Source organism: Rhizobium moroccans (genome assembly GCF_057559155.1).
Window position 1 is genome coordinate 53,946 of sequence record NZ_JBHFJG010000012.1, and the last position, 18,283, is coordinate 72,228.

Below are 18,283 nucleotides of genomic sequence, written 5' to 3' on the forward strand. Positions count from 1 at the left end.
TTTGCGATTCCCTAATAAAGCTGTCGATCAGTTCTGCCCTCGGATGCCGCGGGCGTCAATGGCCGCGGCGATCTCGTCGGCGCTCTTCAACGTCAGAATGATGAGCGGTACGGCGAGCGTCAGCGGCCGGGGCTTCAGACCGCGGGCGGCATGCGCCTCGCGGATCGCCCGATAGCGGGTCATCACCTCGGGCACGAAGCGGATGACGAGGCCGACCGAGAGCCCTATATCGGCGGCCTTCACGAGGCCGATCCGCTCCAGCGGGCGGGCGGCGAGCGTGATCTCATCGATGAAATCGCCGATCGTGGTGGTGGCCGTCGCCGCGGCTGCGAGCAGCATCAGCGTGGTCAGCCTGAAGAGCGTGGTGGCCGCCTCGTGCGCGGAACTGACGAAGAAGGCGAAGACCGCAACCACGAAGATCGTCAGGAAAACAGGCCGCAGCCGCAGCCAGGATTGCCGCCACCCGATTCGAAGCGACGCATAGAGAAGGCCGGCTGCAAGGGCGGCGATCGCGAGCGCGAAGGGGGAGATGATGAAGATGAGGGCGATGCCGGTTAACGCAAGCGCGAGGAGCTTCACGCGGGCGGAAAGCCGATGCAGAAGACTGTTTCCCTCGACGTAGAGCGTGTTCATGCCGCAAGCTCGCGATATCGCGCCATGACCTCTCCCGGCGTGCCATCGGCGACCAGCCGGCCCTGATCGAAAAGCAGGACGCGGTCGAAATCGGCAACAAGCGGCAGATCGTGACTGATGACGATCACATGTTCATCGAGTGTGGCGATCGTCCGCTCCACGAGGTCGCGGTTCTTGAGGTCGAGCTGGTTGGTGGGTTCGTCGAGGATCAGGATCGGCGGCCTTGTGACGAGCACTGAGGCGAGTGCGGCCAGTTGCAACTCTCCGCCGGAAAGCTCGTGGGCCCGCCGCTCGGCGAGATGAGGGATGCCGAAACGGGAAAGGATGGCGGCAACGGCGGCATCCATAGCCTCTTTCGAAAGCTTCTGCGCCTTGAGACCGAGCGCGATGTCTTCTTTCAGGATCGGCAGGATGATCTGGTTCTGCGGGTTCTGGAAGATGAAGCCGACCTGGGCCCGCACGCGCTCGGCATCGGCCGCGGTATCGATGCCGTTGACGATGACGCGGCCCTCGGACGGTTTCACGAGCCCGTTTATCATGCGCGCGAAGGTGGTCTTGCCGGAACCGTTGAGGCCGATCACGCCGATACGCCGCTCGGAGAGCGAAAGCGTCAGCGGATGAAGCGCCACCCGGCCCTCGAAACTTGCACTGGCTTCTTCGAAACGGATGTCCAACCCGGTCCCTCGTTCTTTCGCAGGACCTATAGACCGGATATGGAGATAGGGGAATGCGGAACTGAACGTGAACATTGAAACATGCGCCAGGGCATTCTACTCTGGCGGTCATGGCGATTCTCATACCCAATTCTCAGGCAAGACGAATCTTTCTGGAGCGGCAGGGACTTTCCCAGCCGCCCGGCCGCGCTCTCGATAAAGCGGGGCTTCTGAACCTCATCCACGAGATCGGCTTCGTGCAGGTGGATAGCATCGCCACGGTGGAGCGCGCCCACCATATGATCTTGTTTTCCCGCAACCAGACCTACCGGCGGGAGCATCTGAAGACGCTTCTGGAAAAGGATCGCGAGCTTTTCGAGCACTGGACGCATGATGCCTCCATCCTGCCGTCCGCCTTCTTCCGCTATTGGAAGCACCGTTTCCGCCGTCGCGAGCCGATCATCGCCGAACGCTGGAAAAAATGGCAGGGCGAGGATTTCAACTCCGCCTTCGAGGATACCTACCGGCACATTGCCGAAGGCGGCGCGATCATGTCGCGCGACATGAAGGTGGAAAATCACAAGTCAGGCGGCTGGTGGAACTGGCATCCGAACAAGACGGCGCTCGAATATTACTGGCACATCGGCAAGCTGGCGATCGCCGGCCGGGTGAACTTCCAGAAAATCTACGATCTGACCGAGCGGGTGATTCCGGCGCGCCATTACGAGCCCGAGGTGAGCCATCAGGAGTTCATCGATTGGGCCTGCCGCAGCGCCTTGAAGAGGCTGGGCTTTGCCACATCCGGCGAGATCGCGGCCTTCTGGGACCTCGTGACACCCCAGGAGGCGAAGGATTGGGTGCACGCCCATCGCGACGAGTTGGATGAGGTGCTGGTCGAGCCGGTCAATGGCGGCAAACCAAGACCCTCCTTTGCCTTTACCGGCTTTCCGGAAAACCTCGGCGATATTCCCGAGCCGCCGGCACGTGTGCGGGTTCTCAGTCCTTTCGATCCGCTGCTGCGCGACCGCGATCGCGCCGAACGGCTGTTCGGCTTCTTCTATCGCATCGAGGTCTTCGTGCCGGAACCCAAGCGGGAATACGGCTACTACGTCTTTCCGCTGATCGAGGGTGACCGGATGATCGGCCGTATCGACATGAAGGCGGATCGCAAGTCGGGCACGCTGGACGTCAAACGTCTATGGCTCGAAAAGGGCGTCCGGCCATCGACCGGTCGGCTGGAAAAGCTGGAGGCGGAGCTGTTGCGCGTCGCCCGGTTTGCGAGCGTGGAGAAGGTGAGCTTCCTGGACGGCTGGCGCCCAGACTAGCGTCGAGAAGCCTTCTTTAGCTCCTCGGCCATGGCGTTTCGCCAGTCCTTGCCCTTGGCCTTGAACTTTTCCAGCACTTCGGGTTCGAGCCGAAGCGTCACCGCTACCTTTGGCGCGTCGATCTTGGGACGGCCACGGGCACGGCGGCTCGCTTCCTCGAGCGCACGAAATACCTCGGCGGGTAAAACCTCGCGCGCGGGGCGCATGCTCGCCAACTCCTCGTCCGTTAGCGGAGGGCTGTCCACAGCATCCCAATCTTCCTTGGTATAGCCGCGGCCGGGCTGAAATTCCTTCAATGTTCGGTACTTCGTGGCCATTGGAGCAGCCTCTTCTCTTTGGTATTGGCGGGACGAAAGCTGATAATCGAAATCGCTTCGGTACCAAGCGTCGCGAAAACGACGACTGCGGTGCCGTCTTCGAAATAGCCTATGGCTTTGATCCGGCCTGAATGACCGGCCTCCATGACCGCCGTTTCCCACTGAAAGGCGTGCACCTCAGCGAAGTCGAGGCCATGCTTCTCAATGTTCGCCAGCCGTTTCAGCTCATCCCAAACGAATTTCATATTATTCGTACACGAAAAATTGCTTCCCCTCAAGCAGAAGCAATCTAACGTGGCCGGAGCCGAATGCAACTAGTGGTTCAGCAGATCACCGTCTCGGCAATCTTGATGCCGAAGCCTTCCAGGCCGACATAGTGCCGCTCGCTGCGGCTGAGCAGCTTGATCGAGGTGACGCCGAGATCTTTCAGGATCTGCGCGCCGAGGCCGATTTCCAGCCACTCGCTCTCGCGCGCCTTGGCCTGCTCGTGCTCTTCCTTGTCGCTATGGCGAAGCTTGCGGCCATGGTCCATCTGGCCGACGCCGACGGAGCCCTCGCGAAGGTAGATGATGACCCCGCGCCCTTCCTCGGCGATCTTTTCCATGTAGCGGTTGATGGGCCGCTCGGCGCCGAAGACGTCATCCGCGACATTCTCGAGATGCAGGCGAACGGGAATATCGACGCCGTCCCGGATGTCGCCGAAGATGACCGCCACATGCTGCATGGGGTCCCAGGGCAGGGAATAGGCATGCGCCTTGGCCTTGCCGAAGGCAGTATCCACACCGAATTGCGATTGCAGCTCGATCAGCGTTTCCTTGCGCTGGCGGTAGGCGATGAGGTCTGCGACCGAAACCTGTTTCAAGCCGTGGGCCTGAGCGAAAGCGGCGACCTGCTGGCCGCGCATGACGCTTCCGTCGTCATTGACCAGTTCGCTGATCACGCCCACCAGCGGCAGGCCGGCGAGCTTGCAGAGGTCGACCGCCGCTTCCGTGTGGCCTGAGCGCATCAAGACGCCGCCTTCGCGGGAGATGAGCGGGAAGATATGGCCGGGGCGCACGAAATCGGCAGCTCCCGCATTGGGATTGGCGAGATTGCGCACGGTCAGCGTCCGGTCATCGGCGGAAATGCCGGTGGTCGTGCCGTGCTTGAAATCGACCGTGACGGTGAAGGCGGTGGTATGCGCGCTGTCGTTTTCCGCCACCATGGCGTTGAGGTTCAGGCGCTTGGCCTCCTCGCGCGGCATGGGCGCGCAGACGATGCCGGATGTATGGCGCACGATGAAGGCCATTTTCTCGGCCGTACAATGGACGGCAGCGACGATCAGGTCGCCTTCGTTCTCGCGATCGTCGTCGTCGGTCACGACGACGATCTCGCCGGCTTCGAAGGCGCGGATGGCATCGACGACACGCTTCTGGTCATAAGCCATGGGGAATTCCTTACTTCAATCGGCCGGTCTGGGCGCGGTCGCGAAGATAATGGTCGGCAATCGCGCAGGCGACCATCGCCTCGCCGACAGGAACCGCTCTTATGCCGACGCAAGGGTCGTGGCGGCCCTTGGTGCGGATATCGACATTGTTGCCGTCCGCGTCGATCGAGCGCCGCTCGGCGAGAATGGAGGAAGTGGGCTTGATGGCGAAGCGGGCGACCACCGGCTGTCCGGTGGAGATGCCGCCGAGAATGCCGCCTGCGTGATTGGAAAGGAAAATCGGCTGTCCGTCGTTGCCCATGCGCATCTCGTCGGCGTTTTCCTCGCCGGAAAGCTCGGCGGAGGCAAAGCCTTCACCGATCTCGACGCCCTTGACGGCGTTGATGGACATCAGAAGGCTTGCGATATCCTGATCGAGCTTGCCGTAGATCGGCGCGCCGAGCCCGGCCGGAACGCCTTCGGCGACCACTTCCACGACCGCGCCGATCGACGAGCCCGCCTTGCGGATGCCGTCGAGATATTCTTCCCAGACCGGCACGATCTCGGCATCGGGCGAGAAGAAAGGGTTCTGGTCGATCTGGTTCCAGTCCCAGTTCGCCCGGTTGATCCTGTGCTTGCCGATCTGCACCAGCGCGGCGCGGACGGTGACGCCGGGCACGACCTTGCGGGCGAGCGCGCCTGCAGCGACACGCGCCGCCGTCTCACGGGCGGAGGAGCGGCCGCCGCCGCGATAGTCGCGGATGCCGTATTTCAGGTCATAGGTGAAATCGGCGTGTCCGGGGCGGTAGCTCCGGGCAATCTCGCCGTAATCCTTGGAACGCTGGTCGGTGTTCTCGATCAGCATGGAGATGGGCGTGCCGGTGGTCACCAGCGTCTCGCCATCCTCGTCCGGCATCACGCCGGAAAGCACCTTCACGAGGTCTTCCTCGCGCCGCTGGGTCACGAAACGCGACTGGCCGGGCTTGCGCTTGTCCATCCAGGCCTGGATTTCGGCGAGCGTGAAGCGGATGCCGGGCGGGCAGCCGTCGATGACGCAGCCGAGCGCCGGCCCGTGGCTTTCGCCCCAGGTGGTGACGCGGAAAAGATGACCGAAGGTGTTGTGCGACATGGTGGCGACCGGAACCGTGGGGGAATGGCTGCTCCATTCCTGAAAGCGGCCCTGTCATAGTGGAAAAACGGCGGAAGGGACAAGCCTTTCTTGGCGGCATGCGCAAGCAGCGCCGGCCGGCCACCTCTTAAGCCGCGGCCTTCCGCCAGCCCGCAAGCGCCGAGCGGGTGAAATCGTCGAAGGAGAGCGGCCGGGAGAAGGCGTAACCCTGCAGGAGGTCGCAACCGAGTTCGCGCAGCAGGCTTGCGTGCTGCATGGTCTCCACCCCTTCCGCCACCGTCTCGACGCCAAGCGAGCGGGCGATATCGATGATGGAGCGCACCAGCGCCCGCTCCTGCGGCGAGGTGAGGATCGGCATGACGAGTTGGCGGTCGATCTTCAGCCGCTTCGGCTTCAGCTTGAGCAGGCTCACGATGGACGTGTGGCCAGTGCCGAAGTCGTCGATCTCGATATCGATGCCGAGCGCCTTGATCCTTTCCAGATTGCTGGCCGCGGCAGCCTCGCTCTCGTCCAGGAAGATGGATTCCACCAGTTCGAAGGATACCTGGCCGGGCGTGATGGCGAGCCCTTTCAAGCTGTCGATCAGGCCCTCGTCATGCAGGCGCCTGGAAGAGACGTTGACGGAAACCTTCGGTATTCGGATGCCGAGCGCGGCCCAGCGCATGCGGTCCTTCAACACCGTCTCCAGCACGATCTGGTCGAGCGTGGCGGCGACATTGAGATCCTCGGCGATCTTGAGGAAGCGATCGGGCGCCAGAATGCCATGATGCGGATGGTTCCAGCGTACCAGCGCCTCGACACCGGTCAGCTCGTTGGAGCGAGCATCGAATTGCGGCTGGTACCAGGTGACGAATTCATGGTTGTCGATGCCTGCCAGCACCTCGTCGGCGGTGCGCTTATGGCTGATGATTTCCGCCTGCAGGTTCTGCGTGAAGAACTCATAGCGATTGCGGCCCATGCCTTTCGCGCGATAGAGCGCGATATCGGCATTCACCAGCGTCCTGCGTGCATCTAGGTTGAAGCCGCTGGCCTGGGCAATACCTATCGAGACGCCGCCGCGGCAGGAAAAACCCTCGAAATCGATGGGCTGGCGCAGCTCCGTGATAATGCCGGCGGCAAGATCGGCCATCTGCTCGGCGCTGCAATTGCCGTTCACAAAGATCACGAACTCGTCTCCGCCGATGCGGGCGACCAGATCGCCGCTGCCGACATTGCGCGATAGAACTCGCGCCGCATGCACGAGCATGGCGTCACCCGCCGCATGGCCCAGCGTGTCGTTGATCTGCTTGAAGCGGTCGAGGTCCAGATGAAGGATCGAGAACTTTTGCCGCTCGCCTTGGCTGGCGCGGGAAAGCCGGTCGAGTTCGAGATCAAGCTTCCGGCGGTTGGCAAGCTCGGTCAGCGGGTCATGCAGCGCGTTGTGTTCGATGCGGCTCTTTGCGAGTTCCAGCTCGGCGTTCTTGGCGTCCGCCTCTTCCTTCGCGGCCCTCAATTCCTCTGCGAGCACGGCATCGGCGGTCACGTCGAAGGCGATGCCGATGACCTTCTGGGTGCCGTCGCGGCCGGTGCGCAGCTTGCCGATGGAGCGGATGTAGCGGACGCTGCCGTCCGGCAGCAGCACGCGGGCCACCAGCATCTCGGAGCGGAACTCCTCCCGGAAATGGAAGGACGAGTTGTGCGCCAGCGCTCGATCGTCCGGGTGCAGCAATTCGATCCACCGATCCGCGGTGATCCGCCCGTCGGTGAAGGGGATGCCGTGCAACTGGCACATGCGCGCATCCCAGGTCTCGAAATGGGTTGCCGGATCGCTTTCCCAGATACCGCAATTGGATGCCTCGAGCGCCAGATCGAGCTTGGTGGAAAGTTCCTCCAGCTCCTGTTCGCGATTGGAGAGTTCGTCGAGCGCCAGTTCGAGCTCGGCGTTCTTGATGTCGCTCGTTTCCTTGGCGGCGCGCAGCGTCTCCGTCATCACCATGTCGGCCGTGATGTCCCAGACGATGCCGGTGGTGCGCCGGCTGCCGTCGGCATTGAGGTAGCTTGCGCCGGCGGAGCGCAGGTAACGCAGCGCCCCGTCTTCGAGCCGCACGCGGTAGATGTCGCTGCACGGGCTCATGGAGCAGGTGGCGATGAAGAAATGCGCTTCCGCCGCCGCCCTGTCCTCCGGAAAAATCGAGGCCAGCCAGTCCTCCAGACGGCTTCCTCTCGCCTCCGCTTGCCGGCCGTGCAGCGCGGCTGCGCGCTCGTCCCAGTAGAGGCGGTGGTCGTCCGTCACTTCCCATATGCCGATATTGGAGGATTCCATGGCGAGATGGAAACGCTGCGAAAGCTGCAGCAGGTTGGCCTCCCTGGCCTTCAGGGCCGCGATGTTGCGATTGCGCTCGTCGATCAGCAAGCTGGCGACGATGATCGGCACGATCATGCCGAGTGCTGCAAGGGCGATCGAAAGGCGGATAATCGTCTGATCCGGCGGGACGGCATTCCAGCCGGCCTTGGGCGCGGCAAGAATTTCCCAGGTGGCGCCATTGACCGCGAGCGGCCAGGCCCGCGGGGCTGGAATGGAGGCGTCGCCGAAGATCACCGGTCCGCCTTCGCGGCCCATGTCGCGGATGGCGACGTCCATCCAGGAAAGATCGGCGAGAGCGCCGGAACCCGAACCTGTCGGCGCGAAGCTGATGCCGCTTGCCTCCATCAGTCCGGCCTGGTCGATGGCGACGGCGATGGACCCGTGGCCGGTTGTGCCGGCCGCGGGCTCGCCGAACGGCAGAACCAACGTGAGATGGCCGTTCCGCGCGTCGCTCAGGAGCTTGGCGGGGCCGTCTTGCCGGACGGAATTCACCTGTTCTCCCAGCAGGCCGGCGTCGACCTCGAGATCATGCGCGTCCAGGCCGAGCGACTGGCGGGTGAATACGTCTGCGAGTTCTGAATTTGGAGCAAGGGCAATCGCGAGGAAATGCGGCGTTCCGGCAATCTCCTCTTCGGCGACATGGCGGAAGCGTGAAGCCGATCCTCCCGCCTCGCCGGTAAAGGCCTGCGCCAGGTGTTTTGCGAGCCAGACATCCTTGTCCAGCCGCGCGGCAAGCCGCCCGGAAAGGAATGTCGCGGCTTTTTCCGTCCTGCCGCGCAATTCCTGGCGGTAGCTTTCGGTATGTTGGCGATCGAGCACGACGCCCGTCAGAATGACGCCGAGGATGAGCAGCATCGCCGCGGCGGCGGATGTGCGGATGCCGCGGGCAGCATGGTGGATTTTCCCAAGAGGCGAGAGCCGGACCTTCAAAACCGCAGCACCCTTTTTCATTCGTTATTGTGTTGTTGGCGGGACGGTATACAGGCGGCGTTAATTTCCGATTGAGCGTCCATGCGCATTGTCGCAGGCTATTTCTTGGGCCGGACTGTTCTTCTGGTTTAGTGGCTGCAAGAACATGCAACCGCATTCGGTCAATTCTTGAAAAGTGTTAAGATTCAGATCATTACTTGCAATGAAAATGTCATGGTCATGGGCGAATTTCGCCACAATCGAAGGACTATTCTTTGCTCCGAAAAGATACAGCACTCATTCCGTTGAAGGCTTCGACCATGCGCATCCTGATCGCCACCCTGCTTGTCACCGCAAGCATCTTGTCGCCGCTCTCGGTTTTTGCGCAGAGTGCCGATGTCGAAGCGACGATCAAGTCGGTGGATGTCAATTCCCTGAGCCTGACGCTCGATGACGGCAAGACCTATAAGGTGCCCGAGGAGTTCAACTTCGAAGGGCTGAAATCCGGCGTGAAGGTGCTGGTCTTCTACACCGTCGAGAACGGCAGCCGGGTCGTGGATGACCTTCAGGTCATGGAATAGCTATAGCCATTCTATGCGGCCGGCTCCGGTATCGATCCTGAGTATCCGGTCCTGCGGTACCGGCATGGTGGCCGCCTCGTTCTCCGAAAGATCGGCGATCAGCCGGAAGAGCGACCGGATGACCCCGCCATGGCTGACGCAGACGGTCGGAGCCTCGACCGAGCGCACCCAGGCGCCCACCCGCCATGAGAGGATTTCATAGCTTTCGGCCGCTTCGCCGGGAGGGATGAAGCTCCATTTCTGGGCGGCGCGGGCGAGCAGCCGGTCCGGTGCGATATGGCTGACTTCCTCGAGCGTGTGGCCTTCCCAATCTCCGAAGGAGAGTTCGACCAGCCGCTCGTCGGTCCGGTAGGCGAGGGGCTCTATGCCCATGGCGGCGCGCAGGCGCTCCATGGTTTCGCGGGTACGCGAAAGAGGGCTTGCGACATAGTCGAAGCCCTCGCCCTTTCCGATGATTTCGCCGAGCATTTCGCCGTTGCGCGTCGCCTGGCTCCGGCCGGTCTCATTGAGCCCGATGTCTCTCTGGCCCTGAAGCCGGCCTTCGGCATTCCAGTCCGTCTGGCCGTGGCGGATCATGTAGATGAGCACGGCGGACTTCCCTGGTTTCGATCAGTCTTTGATGACCGAGATGTCCGGCGCGTCGACCGCCTTCATGCCGACGACGTGATAGCCGCTATCGGCATGGTGCGTCTCGCCGGTCACCGAGCGCGAGAGGTCGGACAGCATGTACAGGCCGACATCGCCGACTTCCTCGATGGTGACGGTGCGGCGCAGCGGCGCGTTGTACTCGTTCCACTTGAGAATATAGCGGAAATCGCCGATGCCGGATGCGGCAAGCGTCTTGATCGGGCCGGCGGAGATCGCGTTGACGCGGATGTTCTTCGGGCCGAGGTCGACTGCGAGATACTTGACGCTCGCTTCCAGAGCGGCCTTGGCCACGCCCATGACGTTGTAGTTCGGCATCACCTTTTCCGCGCCGTAATAGGTCAGCGTCAGCAGCGAACCGCCATCGGTCATCAGCTTCTCCGCACGGCGGGCGACCGACGTGAAGGAATAGACCGAGATCTGCATCGTCTTGGCGAAGTTTTCCGGCGAAGTGTCGACATAGCGGCCGGTCAGTTCGTCCTTGTCCGAGAAGCCGATCGCATGCACGAGGAAGTCGATCTTGCCCCACTGCTTTTCGATGTTCTCGAAAACGGCGTCGATCGAGGCCTCGTCGCCGACATCGCAATGCCCGGCAAGAATCGCGCCGAGTTCGGCTGCGAGCGGTTCGACGCGCTTCTTGAGTGCGTCGCCCTGATAGGTGAAGGCGATCTCGCCGCCCTGTGCATGGATGGCCTTCGCTATCCCCCACGCGATGGAGCGGTTGTTCGCAACCCCCATGATGATGCCGCGTTTGCCTGCCATGAGGCCGGAAGCCTGAACCATGCTAAGTCCCCTGAAACTCGTGAAGAGCTATGCTCAATTCGAAAGCTGCCTATGGCATAGGCAGCTAATCGGTTCAAGCGTGCGCAGATCATCTCGTGTAAGCTGTGGTAACAAAGGGTGCGCAACGGGGATGCCAGCGCCGAGCCCCTGAAAACAAAGGGGGGTGGCGCGGAGCTCAGATATAGAGACCTTCGCGCATGTGGCGCATGAGGTCGGTCACCTTGTCGTTAGGTTGATCCCAGAGCAGCACCCTGAGTTCCACGACGAGATCGCCGCGGCCGTCCGAATCATTCGGCAGGCCGAGCCCTTCGAGCCTTACCGAGCGATCGGAGCCCGACCAGGCCGGTACGGCTATCGTCCGTGTGCCTTCCGGGGTGGCAAGCTCCGCCTCCGCGCCGAGGACCGCGTCCTCCAGCGAGATCGGCATGATCGTGTGGATATCGAAGCCCTCGACGCGGAAATCCTTTTCCGGCGCGATCTTCAGCGTGACGACCAGATCGCCGCGCTGCATGTTTGGAAGCTTCAGCCCCTGGCCTTTCAGGCGCAGCACGTGCCCCGCCGTCATGCCCGCTTCGAGCGGGAAGCGCACCTCGCGCTCGTCGGGAAGCTGCACGACCGCCCAGTTCTGCTTCAGAAGATCGTCGATCGTGACGGTCGCCTCGGCGGTGAGGTCGGGCGCCTTTTCCAGCGCGGGTACCGTGCCGCGAATGCGGCGGACCAGCGAGGCGATGAGATCGACGGCCTGCAGGACCGCCGGGGTTTTCTGCTCGGCATCCGTCCGCGGGCCGGTTTCCGGAACGGAAAAATTGGTGGTCTCGAACGGCTCGTCCGCAGCCGGGCCGCTCGCCGAGTGACCCTGCGGTTGCGGCTTGCCCTGGTCTTCCGTCTTGCCGGCATAGGCGGAGCCGAAGATCCGCTCGATCATCTCCTCGGCCGATTCGGCGCTGCCGCCCGCTTGGCCCTGGGTTTGATTTTGGGTCTGACCTTGCGTCTGAGCGCGGCGAGCGTCGGCCTTGGCCAATTCCTCCATCACCTTTTCGGCATTGGCGCGGGCGGCCTTGGCGCGCTCGGCCGCCTGGCGGGTGGCTTCGCGCTGCTGCATGATCGTCTGCTGCATCTCGGCGACCCGGTCGTAGCGCTGCCGCCGCTCCGGGTCCTTCAGCACCTCATAGGCCTGGCCGAGCTCCGCGAAACGCGTCGTGGCGGAAGGGTCGTCCCGGTTGCGGTCGGGATGGGCCGATTTCGCCTTTGCTCTCCAGGCGGCCTTGATCTCGTCTGCGTCGGCGGTCTGTTTCACGCCGAGTACGGAATAGGGATCGCGCATCTTCTTCACCGGTCGCTCCGGGCGGCGGGCCCGCGCAGGAAACCCGAACCCCGATACTCAATTACTCGCGCAGTCCTCGCCCCGCCTCGTATTCGGGACGCGCTGCCTGCTTTCCGGAGGCTATCAACGCACTCGTGAATCAGGTGTTACGTCGGCTTTGCAGCCGGCGGCCAATCGCAGACAGGGTAAATAAATTGTTACAGCCGATCGAAGGCCGTCAGCAGCCAGTCGCCGGTGCCCGTGAGGCAGGCCTGTCCGTTGAACCGGGCAATGCCTTCGTAGGAATGGCGCGTGGTGGTGAAGTAGCGGCAGACGTGGCCGTCATTGCGGGCCTCGCGGATGGAGGAGACCACGCCGGCGCTGCCGGTTGCGGTGTTGGCCCAGGGAACCGAGCTGGAGCCGAGTCTCGCGAGATCGGCGGAGGTCACGGCATTGCGGACGGTCGTCTCGTCGGAAAGGGTGACGCCGGAACTTGCCGGCACCGGAACGGTTCCGGTCGCGATCGAACGATCCACCCGCTTGACGCCGCCGAAAAGGTCCATGCTGCTGGTGCAGCCGGCAAGGGAGAAGCCTACCGCGGCCATCGCTAGCGCCCTGAGGCAGAACGGGAGCGACCCCTTTTTGCGGCTCTTCGACTTTGCTATCACGTCTTCTGGTGTCCCTGTCCGGCAACGAGTCACGGGCAATGATCAGATTAGGAGCATTTAAGTCAATATGTCCGAGAGCGGGTTAACATCCGGTGACTTCACCGAGGAGACTGAACCCTTCGCCTTGTTCGGCGCCTGGCTGAAGGAGGCCGAGGCCTCCGAGATCAACGATCCCAACGCGGTGGCGCTGGCGACGGTGGATGAAAATGGCCTGCCCAATGTACGCATGGTGCTGCTCAAGGGCTATGACGAGAACGGTTTCGTCTTCTACACGAATTTCGAAAGTCAGAAGGGACGCGAAATCCTGGGTCAAAAAAAGGCGGCGATGTGCTTCCACTGGAAATCGCTGCGAAGGCAGGTACGTCTCAGGGGAGAGGTCGAGGTCGTCGGCGACGAGGAGGCCGATGCCTATTATCGCTCCCGGCCGCGCGGAAGCCGCATCGGCGCCTGGGCCTCGAAACAGTCCCGCCCGCTGGAGGGCCGTTTCGCGCTGGAGAAGGCGGTGGCGGAATATACCGCCCGCTATGCCATAGGCGATATTCCGCGTCCGCCCCATTGGTCGGGCTTTCGCATCAAGCCGGTCTCCATCGAGTTCTGGCACGACCGTTCGTTCCGCCTCCACGACCGTATCGAGTTCCGCCGGTCCCATCCGGATGGTCCTTGGGAAAAGGTGCGGATGTATCCCTGATTTCCTGTGGATAACGGGTGTCAGCGGCCGCCGATCGCAAACGGTATCCCCGAGGCGAGCGCAGAGACGTGGCGGGGCTGCTGGTAATAGCCGTTGAGGGATATCCTGGGCAGGCCGGTCAGGCGATCGGCATTCTTGCCGTCCAGTGTGCCGGGCCGCGTCGTCACCGCGATTGAAAATCCGAGTTCGCGGGCGATCGCCTCGTCGCGGGCCAAGACCGCTTCCCGCGTGCCGTAGGGAAAGGCAAATGTCCGGGGGCGCTCGCCGGTCAGCTCTTCCAGCCAGTCGGCCGATTGCCGCATTTCCCGCGCGGCTTCCTCCGCGGAAAGCCGGCTGATGGCGCGGTGGCTGATCGTGTGCGCGCCGAGCGAGGCGAGGGGATGGGCCGCAAGCCTGCGCAATTCTTCGCCGTCCATGACGAGTTCTGCCGTGATGCCGAGCGGATCGACCCCATGGCTCCGGGCAAGCTGGTCGAGTTCCGCGACGGCTGCCGCCTCGTCCCTTCCGGCAATATGATGAGAGAAGCGGTCGAAGGCGTCGAACTTGCGCGCCTCGGTCGAAAGGTCGAGCCTTTCGAAACCATCGCCGAAATCGAAGCTTACCTCATCGAGACGGCCGAGGAGTTCGGCAAGCGTTTCCCACCAGAGCGAATGGGTGCGTTCGGCAAAGCCGCGTGTCGCGAATACGGTGAAGGGCACCTTGTGCCGGGCAAAGACCGGAAGCGCGTGCTCGGCATTGTTGCGATAGCCGTCGTCGAGGGTGAAGGCGGCGAAGCGGCGTTGTCCGGGCGAGCGCAGCCGCGACGGTATCTCGGAGAGAGGAACGAATTCATAGCCCTCCCTGGCCAGCCGGACGATCGCCGCTTCGAGGAATTCGGGCGTCACCTCCAGATGCATGCTCGGCTCGAGCGGGCGCGGCCTGTGAGGACGGACGTGGTGAAGCGTAAAGATCGCGCCGTTGCCGCGCGCCTGGTTGAGCACGCCGGCCCGGGCGAGAAGTGCGGCGACGTCGAGCCCGCCGGCAATCAGCCGGCGCTTGACGTCACGACGCCAAATGGCATGCACCCTGTCGATCATGTGCCCTGCTGCGGTCACGCCCGTATTCTTCAAGACAGGGGAACCTACGTCCGACTGTCTTAAACCTTGACTAAGGTTCCCGAAAAATCAGCGCCAGCCGTCGAATAGGGGAAGGCCGATCAGGGCGGCCGAAGCGATGAGAAAGAAGCAGGCCCTGCGGAAGGTCGCCTCGTCCGCGAGGCCGAAGAGCCGCGAGCCGGTATAGAGACCGAGCCCGTAAGCGGGGCCGGTCAGCACGGCGAGCAGCAGGACTTCCCGCGTCAGCAGGCCGCCGAAGAGATAGGCGGAGATCGAGATGCAGGTCGCCAGCGCGAAATAGAGGATCAGATTGGCGCGCACCGTCGCGGCCGGAATGGCGCCGCCGAGCCAATAGGCGACGACCGGCGGTCCGGACATCTGTGCCGCGCCCCCGAATAGGCCTGCAATACTGCCGACGCCGATCGTCAGTACCGTCTTCGGCCGTCCGTGATAGCGCCAGCCCGAAATCAGGAAGGCGAGCAGGGCGAGAACGACGCCTGAGATGATCCAGCGCAGCATGATCGGAGGAGCAAGAGCAAGCACTGTCGTGCCGAGCGGAACCCCTACCGTCGCGCCGATCAGCATTGTTGCCACTTCCCGCCGGTTTGCCTGGCGCCAGCCGGCTGGCACCATGCCGAGCGTCATCACGCCGTCGATGATGAGCAGCAGGGCGGAGGCGATCTGCGGGCTTGTCGCGGCACCCGCAAGCGGCACGAAGATCAGCGCCCCGCCGAACCCAGAAAAGCCGCGCGCCAGCCCCGCGACGACCGCGGAAACCAGGAGAAAGGCGATCTGACCGGGCGCATGGCCGGGAAGGACCGTTCCCAGGAATGCGGAAAGCGTGTTTTCAAATGGCACGGGTGAAGGACTCTAGGCTGGCATCTTGCACGCCATAGCTGCGGAAAGCCGGGTGGCTATGTCAAGCTTGCAGATGAGAAAAGCGGGCAATTTGATGATGAACCGTCCCGTGACGCTCGACAGCTTTCGAGAATCGGTGTGTTGTCCTCATGAACAAAGAGGGAACTTCATGCTGGAAAGATTGAGCGCGCAGTTCGAGGTGGCCTCCGCAGATTATGCCGAGGCCAACGGCATCACGCGCGACCCGGATTGGTTTCTGCTGAAGCTGCAGGAAGAAGTGGGAGAATTGACCCAGGCGTGGAACCGGGCGACGGGTCGAGGACGGAAGAAGGGGAGGAGCGATGAAGAACTCCGCCGCGATCTCGCCGACGAGACCGCCGATCTTTTCGGGCACATCCTGCTTTTCGCGCATGACAACCGCCTGGATCTCACCGCTGCGATCGAGCGGAAATGGCTTTTCAGGCCTGTGGAGGATTGAGCCTGGCGGGCTTGCTTAGCCTTCCCGTCATCTTTCGCCCAGATCCTCGAAAAGCCGCAGCAGATAGCCGTCCGGATCGGCGACGATGAACTGTCGATTGCCGACCTCCAAGTCGTCTCGCCGATACCATTTCTCCTCGGGCTCCAGATATAGAGGAATGCCCGCAAGCTGAAGCCTTGCGAGGATCGGTTCCAGTGCGGAAACCCTGATCTGCAGATTGACACCGCGCCCGAAGGGGCGCTCTCTTGGCGCGCCGGGCATGTCGAAATCCCGGCCGATGCCGATCTGGTCGATCATCAATTGCGCCTCGCCGAGCGTAAGAAATGCAAAGCCTTCCTCCGGCCGGTCGTAACGAACCGAAAAGCCGATGAGGTCGCAGTAGAAGTCCCGGCTCGCCCGCCAATCGCTGACGGATAGTTCGGGGATCATGGCGTTCGAGCCAGTTGCGCTCACGCCTTGGTGCCGCCGACCGTCACCTCGTCCATGCGCAGATGCGGCTGGCCGACGCCGACGGGCACCCACTGGCCGCCCTTGCCGCAATTGCCGACGCCGGTATCGAGCTTCATGTCGTTGCCGACCATGGAAACCCGCTTCATCGCCTCCGGCCCGTTGCCGATCAGCATGGCGCCCTTGATTGCCGGACCGATCTTGCCGTTCTCGATCATGTAGGCCTCGGTGCAGCCGAACACGAACTTGCCGGAGGTGATGTCCACCTGGCCGCCGCCGAAGGAAACGGCATAGATGCCCTTCTTCACCGAGGCGATGATCTCTTCCGGCGTCTTGTCCCCGCCGAGCATGTAGGTATTGGTCATGCGCGGCATCGGCACATGCGCATAACCCTGCCGGCGGCCGTTGCCGGTCGGCTTCATGCCCATCAGCCGCGCGTTCTGCCGGTCCTGCATGTAGCCGGTGAGCCTGCCGTTCTCGATCAGCACGTTGTAGCCGGAGGGCGTGCCCTCGTCGTCGATGGTGATGGAGCCGCGGCGGTTGTCGATCGTGCCGTCGTCGACGACGGTGACGCCCGGAGCGGCCACCATCTCGCCGAGCAGGCCGGCAAATGCGGAGGTCTTCTTGCGGTTGAAGTCGCCTTCCAGCCCGTGGCCCACAGCCTCGTGCAGCATGACGCCCGGCCAGCCGGAACCGAGCACGACGTCCATCGTGCCGGCCGGCGCGTCGATGGCCTCGAGGTTCACCAGCGCCTGGCGCAGCGCCTCGTCGGCGCCTTGATGCCAGTTGCCGTCGGTCACGAAATCGCCGAAGCCGATGCGCCCGCCGGTGCCGAACGTGCCGGATTCCTGCCGGTCGCCCTGGCCGACCACGACGGAGATGTTGATGCGGGTCATCGGCCGGACGTCGTGCACGCGATGCCCGTCGGCGCGCAGGATATCGACCACCTGCCAGCTCGCCGAGACGGTTGCCGTCACCTGGCGAACCCTGTCGTCCTTGCCGCGCAGATAGGCGTCGATATCGGTCAGCAGCTTCACCTTCTCCTCGAAGCTGGGGCTGCCGATCGGGTTCTCGTCGCCATAATATTTCTTGTTACTGCGCTGGGGGGCGGCCGCATAGGAGCCGGAATGACCGGCCGTGACCGCGCGCACCGCATCGGAAGCGCGGGAAAGCGCGGCTTCGGAAAGTTCGCCGGCATGGGCATAGCCGACCGCTTCGCCCGCGACTGCCCGCAGGCCGAAACCCTGGTCCGTATTGAAGGAGCCGCCCTTGAGCCGTCCGTTGTCGAAGGTCAGCGATTCCGCCTGGGCGTGTTCCACGAAAAGCTCGCCGTCGTCGGCGCCCGAGAGCGTGTCGGAAAGCAGGCTCCGCAGTCTGGCTTCGACACAGTCGAACAGGTTGAGAAGGTCGGTATTCATGCAATGCTCCCTGTGCCATGGAGGCGCCGGCTTGTGTCTGAACCTGCGATGTAGGTCCCGCCCTGGCAGGAAGCAAGCCTTCGACAACCAGCGTCAGGGAAGCGCGTCGTAGCCCTGGGCGAAGCCCGCGAGTTCGACCGGAATGCCGACGCGGTCCTGATCGACCGACTCGCGTAACGCGAAGACCGCGTTCTTGCCGGCGCGCAGAATCCGCATCAGCTCGTCGTCGATCTCCACTTCCACATAGCAGCCCTCGGAGAAGCAGCGGGTGAAATAGGCGCGGCCGATATTGTTGTTGTCGACATAGAGCTCCATGCCGTCCTTCAAAAGCACGCCGAGCGGCGCGAGGATGCGCAGGATCTTGGATTTGCGGTCGGCGGTCTTCAGCACGACGACCGAAAGGCCGACTTCCGGGCGGTCTTCGGCGATCACGTTCTGCATCAGCGCGCATTGCTCGACGGAGGCGCCGGCCGGCTTGTCGCAGATGACGGACCAGGCGCCATGGTTGGCGCGCACGTTCCCCGGCTGCTGCGCGGAAGGCTGCGGTGCCGGGCGCTGGGCGGGATTCTGTGTCGCGCCGGGCGAAGGCTGTGGCGTCGGCGCGT

General features: G+C 63.1%; 20 protein-coding genes. 4 read left to right on the forward strand and 16 right to left on the reverse strand.

Translation table 11 applies throughout. The annotated features are described in order from the left end of the window. Nucleotides 1-27 precede the first annotated feature (27 nt). Nucleotides 28-633 (reverse strand): CbiQ family ECF transporter T component, encoded by a 606-nt coding sequence (locus ACE04I_RS09230; protein WP_046795964.1) that lies wholly within the window; start codon nucleotides 631-633, stop codon nucleotides 28-30. Further along, entirely contained in the window at nucleotides 630-1,307 is a 678-nt protein-coding gene (locus ACE04I_RS09235) for an energy-coupling factor ABC transporter ATP-binding protein (protein ID WP_046795963.1), read from the reverse strand. Before ACE04I_RS09235 ends, ACE04I_RS09230 begins: the two co-directional genes overlap by 4 nt. A gap of 110 nt (nucleotides 1,308-1,417) precedes the next feature. Between ACE04I_RS09235 and ACE04I_RS09240 the strand changes: the two genes are divergently transcribed. Beyond that, complete coding sequence (locus ACE04I_RS09240; protein WP_046795962.1) at nucleotides 1,418-2,611, forward strand: winged helix-turn-helix domain-containing protein; 1,194 nt, start codon at nucleotides 1,418-1,420, stop codon at nucleotides 2,609-2,611. Here the strand turns inward: ACE04I_RS09240 and ACE04I_RS09245 are convergent. The 5 genes from ACE04I_RS09245 to ACE04I_RS09265 all read right to left on the reverse strand — a co-directional run bounded on the left by ACE04I_RS09245 (nucleotide 2,608) and on the right by ACE04I_RS09265 (nucleotide 8,757). Beyond that, the gene (locus ACE04I_RS09245; RefSeq protein ID WP_046795961.1) at nucleotides 2,608-2,928 is read right to left on the reverse strand and encodes a BrnA antitoxin family protein; all 321 of its coding nucleotides are present in this window, start codon (nucleotides 2,926-2,928) and stop codon (nucleotides 2,608-2,610) included. The two genes, ACE04I_RS09240 and ACE04I_RS09245, sit on opposite strands and share 4 nt — an antisense overlap. Further along, on the reverse strand, nucleotides 2,904-3,173 hold the full coding sequence (locus ACE04I_RS09250; protein WP_046795960.1) for a BrnT family toxin: 270 nt from the start codon (nucleotides 3,171-3,173) through the stop codon (nucleotides 2,904-2,906). The genes ACE04I_RS09245 and ACE04I_RS09250 overlap by 25 nt, the downstream gene beginning before the upstream one ends. Nucleotides 3,174-3,250: 77 nt before the next feature. Continuing rightward, complete coding sequence (gene ribB / locus ACE04I_RS09255) at nucleotides 3,251-4,354, reverse strand: 3,4-dihydroxy-2-butanone-4-phosphate synthase (protein ID WP_046795959.1); 1,104 nt, start codon at nucleotides 4,352-4,354, stop codon at nucleotides 3,251-3,253. A gap of 10 nt (nucleotides 4,355-4,364) precedes the next feature. After that, the gene (gene aroC, locus ACE04I_RS09260) at nucleotides 4,365-5,462 is read right to left on the reverse strand and encodes a chorismate synthase (RefSeq protein ID WP_046795958.1); all 1,098 of its coding nucleotides are present in this window, start codon (nucleotides 5,460-5,462) and stop codon (nucleotides 4,365-4,367) included. 127 nt (nucleotides 5,463-5,589) lie between these two features. Then, nucleotides 5,590-8,757 carry a sensor domain-containing protein gene (locus tag ACE04I_RS09265; RefSeq protein ID WP_082118425.1) on the reverse strand — a complete coding sequence of 1,056 codons (3,168 nt, stop codon included), beginning with the start codon at nucleotides 8,755-8,757 and terminating at the stop codon, nucleotides 5,590-5,592. 278 nt (nucleotides 8,758-9,035) lie between these two features. Between ACE04I_RS09265 and ACE04I_RS09270 the strand changes: the two genes are divergently transcribed. Continuing rightward, nucleotides 9,036-9,296: a DUF1344 domain-containing protein gene (locus ACE04I_RS09270; protein WP_046795957.1), complete on the forward strand. Its 261-nt coding sequence runs from the start codon at nucleotides 9,036-9,038 to the stop codon at nucleotides 9,294-9,296. Here ACE04I_RS09270 and ACE04I_RS09275 read toward each other — a convergent pair whose 3' ends face one another. From ACE04I_RS09275 to ACE04I_RS09290, 4 genes are all read right to left on the reverse strand, one after another. Continuing rightward, nucleotides 9,297-9,884, reverse strand: coding sequence for a histidine phosphatase family protein (locus ACE04I_RS09275; protein WP_046795956.1), 588 nt, complete (start codon nucleotides 9,882-9,884; stop codon nucleotides 9,297-9,299). Between the two features lie 21 nt (nucleotides 9,885-9,905). Further along, entirely contained in the window at nucleotides 9,906-10,724 is an 819-nt protein-coding gene (gene fabI, locus ACE04I_RS09280) for an enoyl-ACP reductase FabI (RefSeq protein WP_046795955.1), read from the reverse strand. Between the two features lie 175 nt (nucleotides 10,725-10,899). Then, nucleotides 10,900-12,048: a DnaJ C-terminal domain-containing protein gene (locus tag ACE04I_RS09285; protein WP_046796081.1), complete on the reverse strand. Its 1,149-nt coding sequence runs from the start codon at nucleotides 12,046-12,048 to the stop codon at nucleotides 10,900-10,902. A gap of 197 nt (nucleotides 12,049-12,245) precedes the next feature. Next, nucleotides 12,246-12,632 (reverse strand): RT0821/Lpp0805 family surface protein, encoded by a 387-nt coding sequence (locus ACE04I_RS09290; RefSeq protein WP_082118424.1) that lies wholly within the window; start codon nucleotides 12,630-12,632, stop codon nucleotides 12,246-12,248. Between the two features lie 130 nt (nucleotides 12,633-12,762). On the opposite strand from ACE04I_RS09290, the gene pdxH reads away from it, so the two are divergent. Beyond that, on the forward strand, nucleotides 12,763-13,383 hold the full coding sequence (pdxH, locus tag ACE04I_RS09295; protein ID WP_046795953.1) for a pyridoxamine 5'-phosphate oxidase: 621 nt from the start codon (nucleotides 12,763-12,765) through the stop codon (nucleotides 13,381-13,383). 20 nt (nucleotides 13,384-13,403) lie between these two features. Here the strand turns inward: pdxH and ACE04I_RS09300 are convergent, their stop codons facing one another. Continuing rightward, complete coding sequence (locus tag ACE04I_RS09300; RefSeq protein WP_046795952.1) at nucleotides 13,404-14,459, reverse strand: polysaccharide deacetylase family protein; 1,056 nt, start codon at nucleotides 14,457-14,459, stop codon at nucleotides 13,404-13,406. Between the two features lie 87 nt (nucleotides 14,460-14,546). Beyond that, nucleotides 14,547-15,305 (reverse strand): sulfite exporter TauE/SafE family protein, encoded by a 759-nt coding sequence (locus ACE04I_RS09305; RefSeq protein ID WP_046796080.1) that lies wholly within the window; start codon nucleotides 15,303-15,305, stop codon nucleotides 14,547-14,549. A 199-nt stretch (nucleotides 15,306-15,504) separates the two neighbouring features. Here ACE04I_RS09305 and ACE04I_RS09310 point away from each other — a divergent pair, with 199 nt between their 5' ends. Further along, nucleotides 15,505-15,813: a nucleoside triphosphate pyrophosphohydrolase family protein gene (locus ACE04I_RS09310; protein ID WP_046795951.1), complete on the forward strand. Its 309-nt coding sequence runs from the start codon at nucleotides 15,505-15,507 to the stop codon at nucleotides 15,811-15,813. Nucleotides 15,814-15,840: 27 nt separating this feature from the next. Here the strand turns inward: ACE04I_RS09310 and ACE04I_RS09315 are convergent, their stop codons facing one another. The 3 genes from ACE04I_RS09315 to ACE04I_RS09325 all read right to left on the reverse strand — a co-directional run. Further along, nucleotides 15,841-16,242, reverse strand: coding sequence for a bleomycin resistance protein (locus ACE04I_RS09315; RefSeq protein ID WP_046795950.1), 402 nt, complete (start codon nucleotides 16,240-16,242; stop codon nucleotides 15,841-15,843). A gap of 20 nt (nucleotides 16,243-16,262) precedes the next feature. Continuing rightward, a complete protein-coding gene (gene tldD / locus ACE04I_RS09320; protein ID WP_046795949.1) occupies nucleotides 16,263-17,678 on the reverse strand; it encodes a metalloprotease TldD in 1,416 nt (471 codons plus the stop codon). A gap of 93 nt (nucleotides 17,679-17,771) precedes the next feature. Then, the coding region (locus ACE04I_RS09325) for an invasion associated locus B family protein (protein WP_487206999.1) at nucleotides 17,772-18,283 on the reverse strand (512 nt) is incomplete at its 5' end.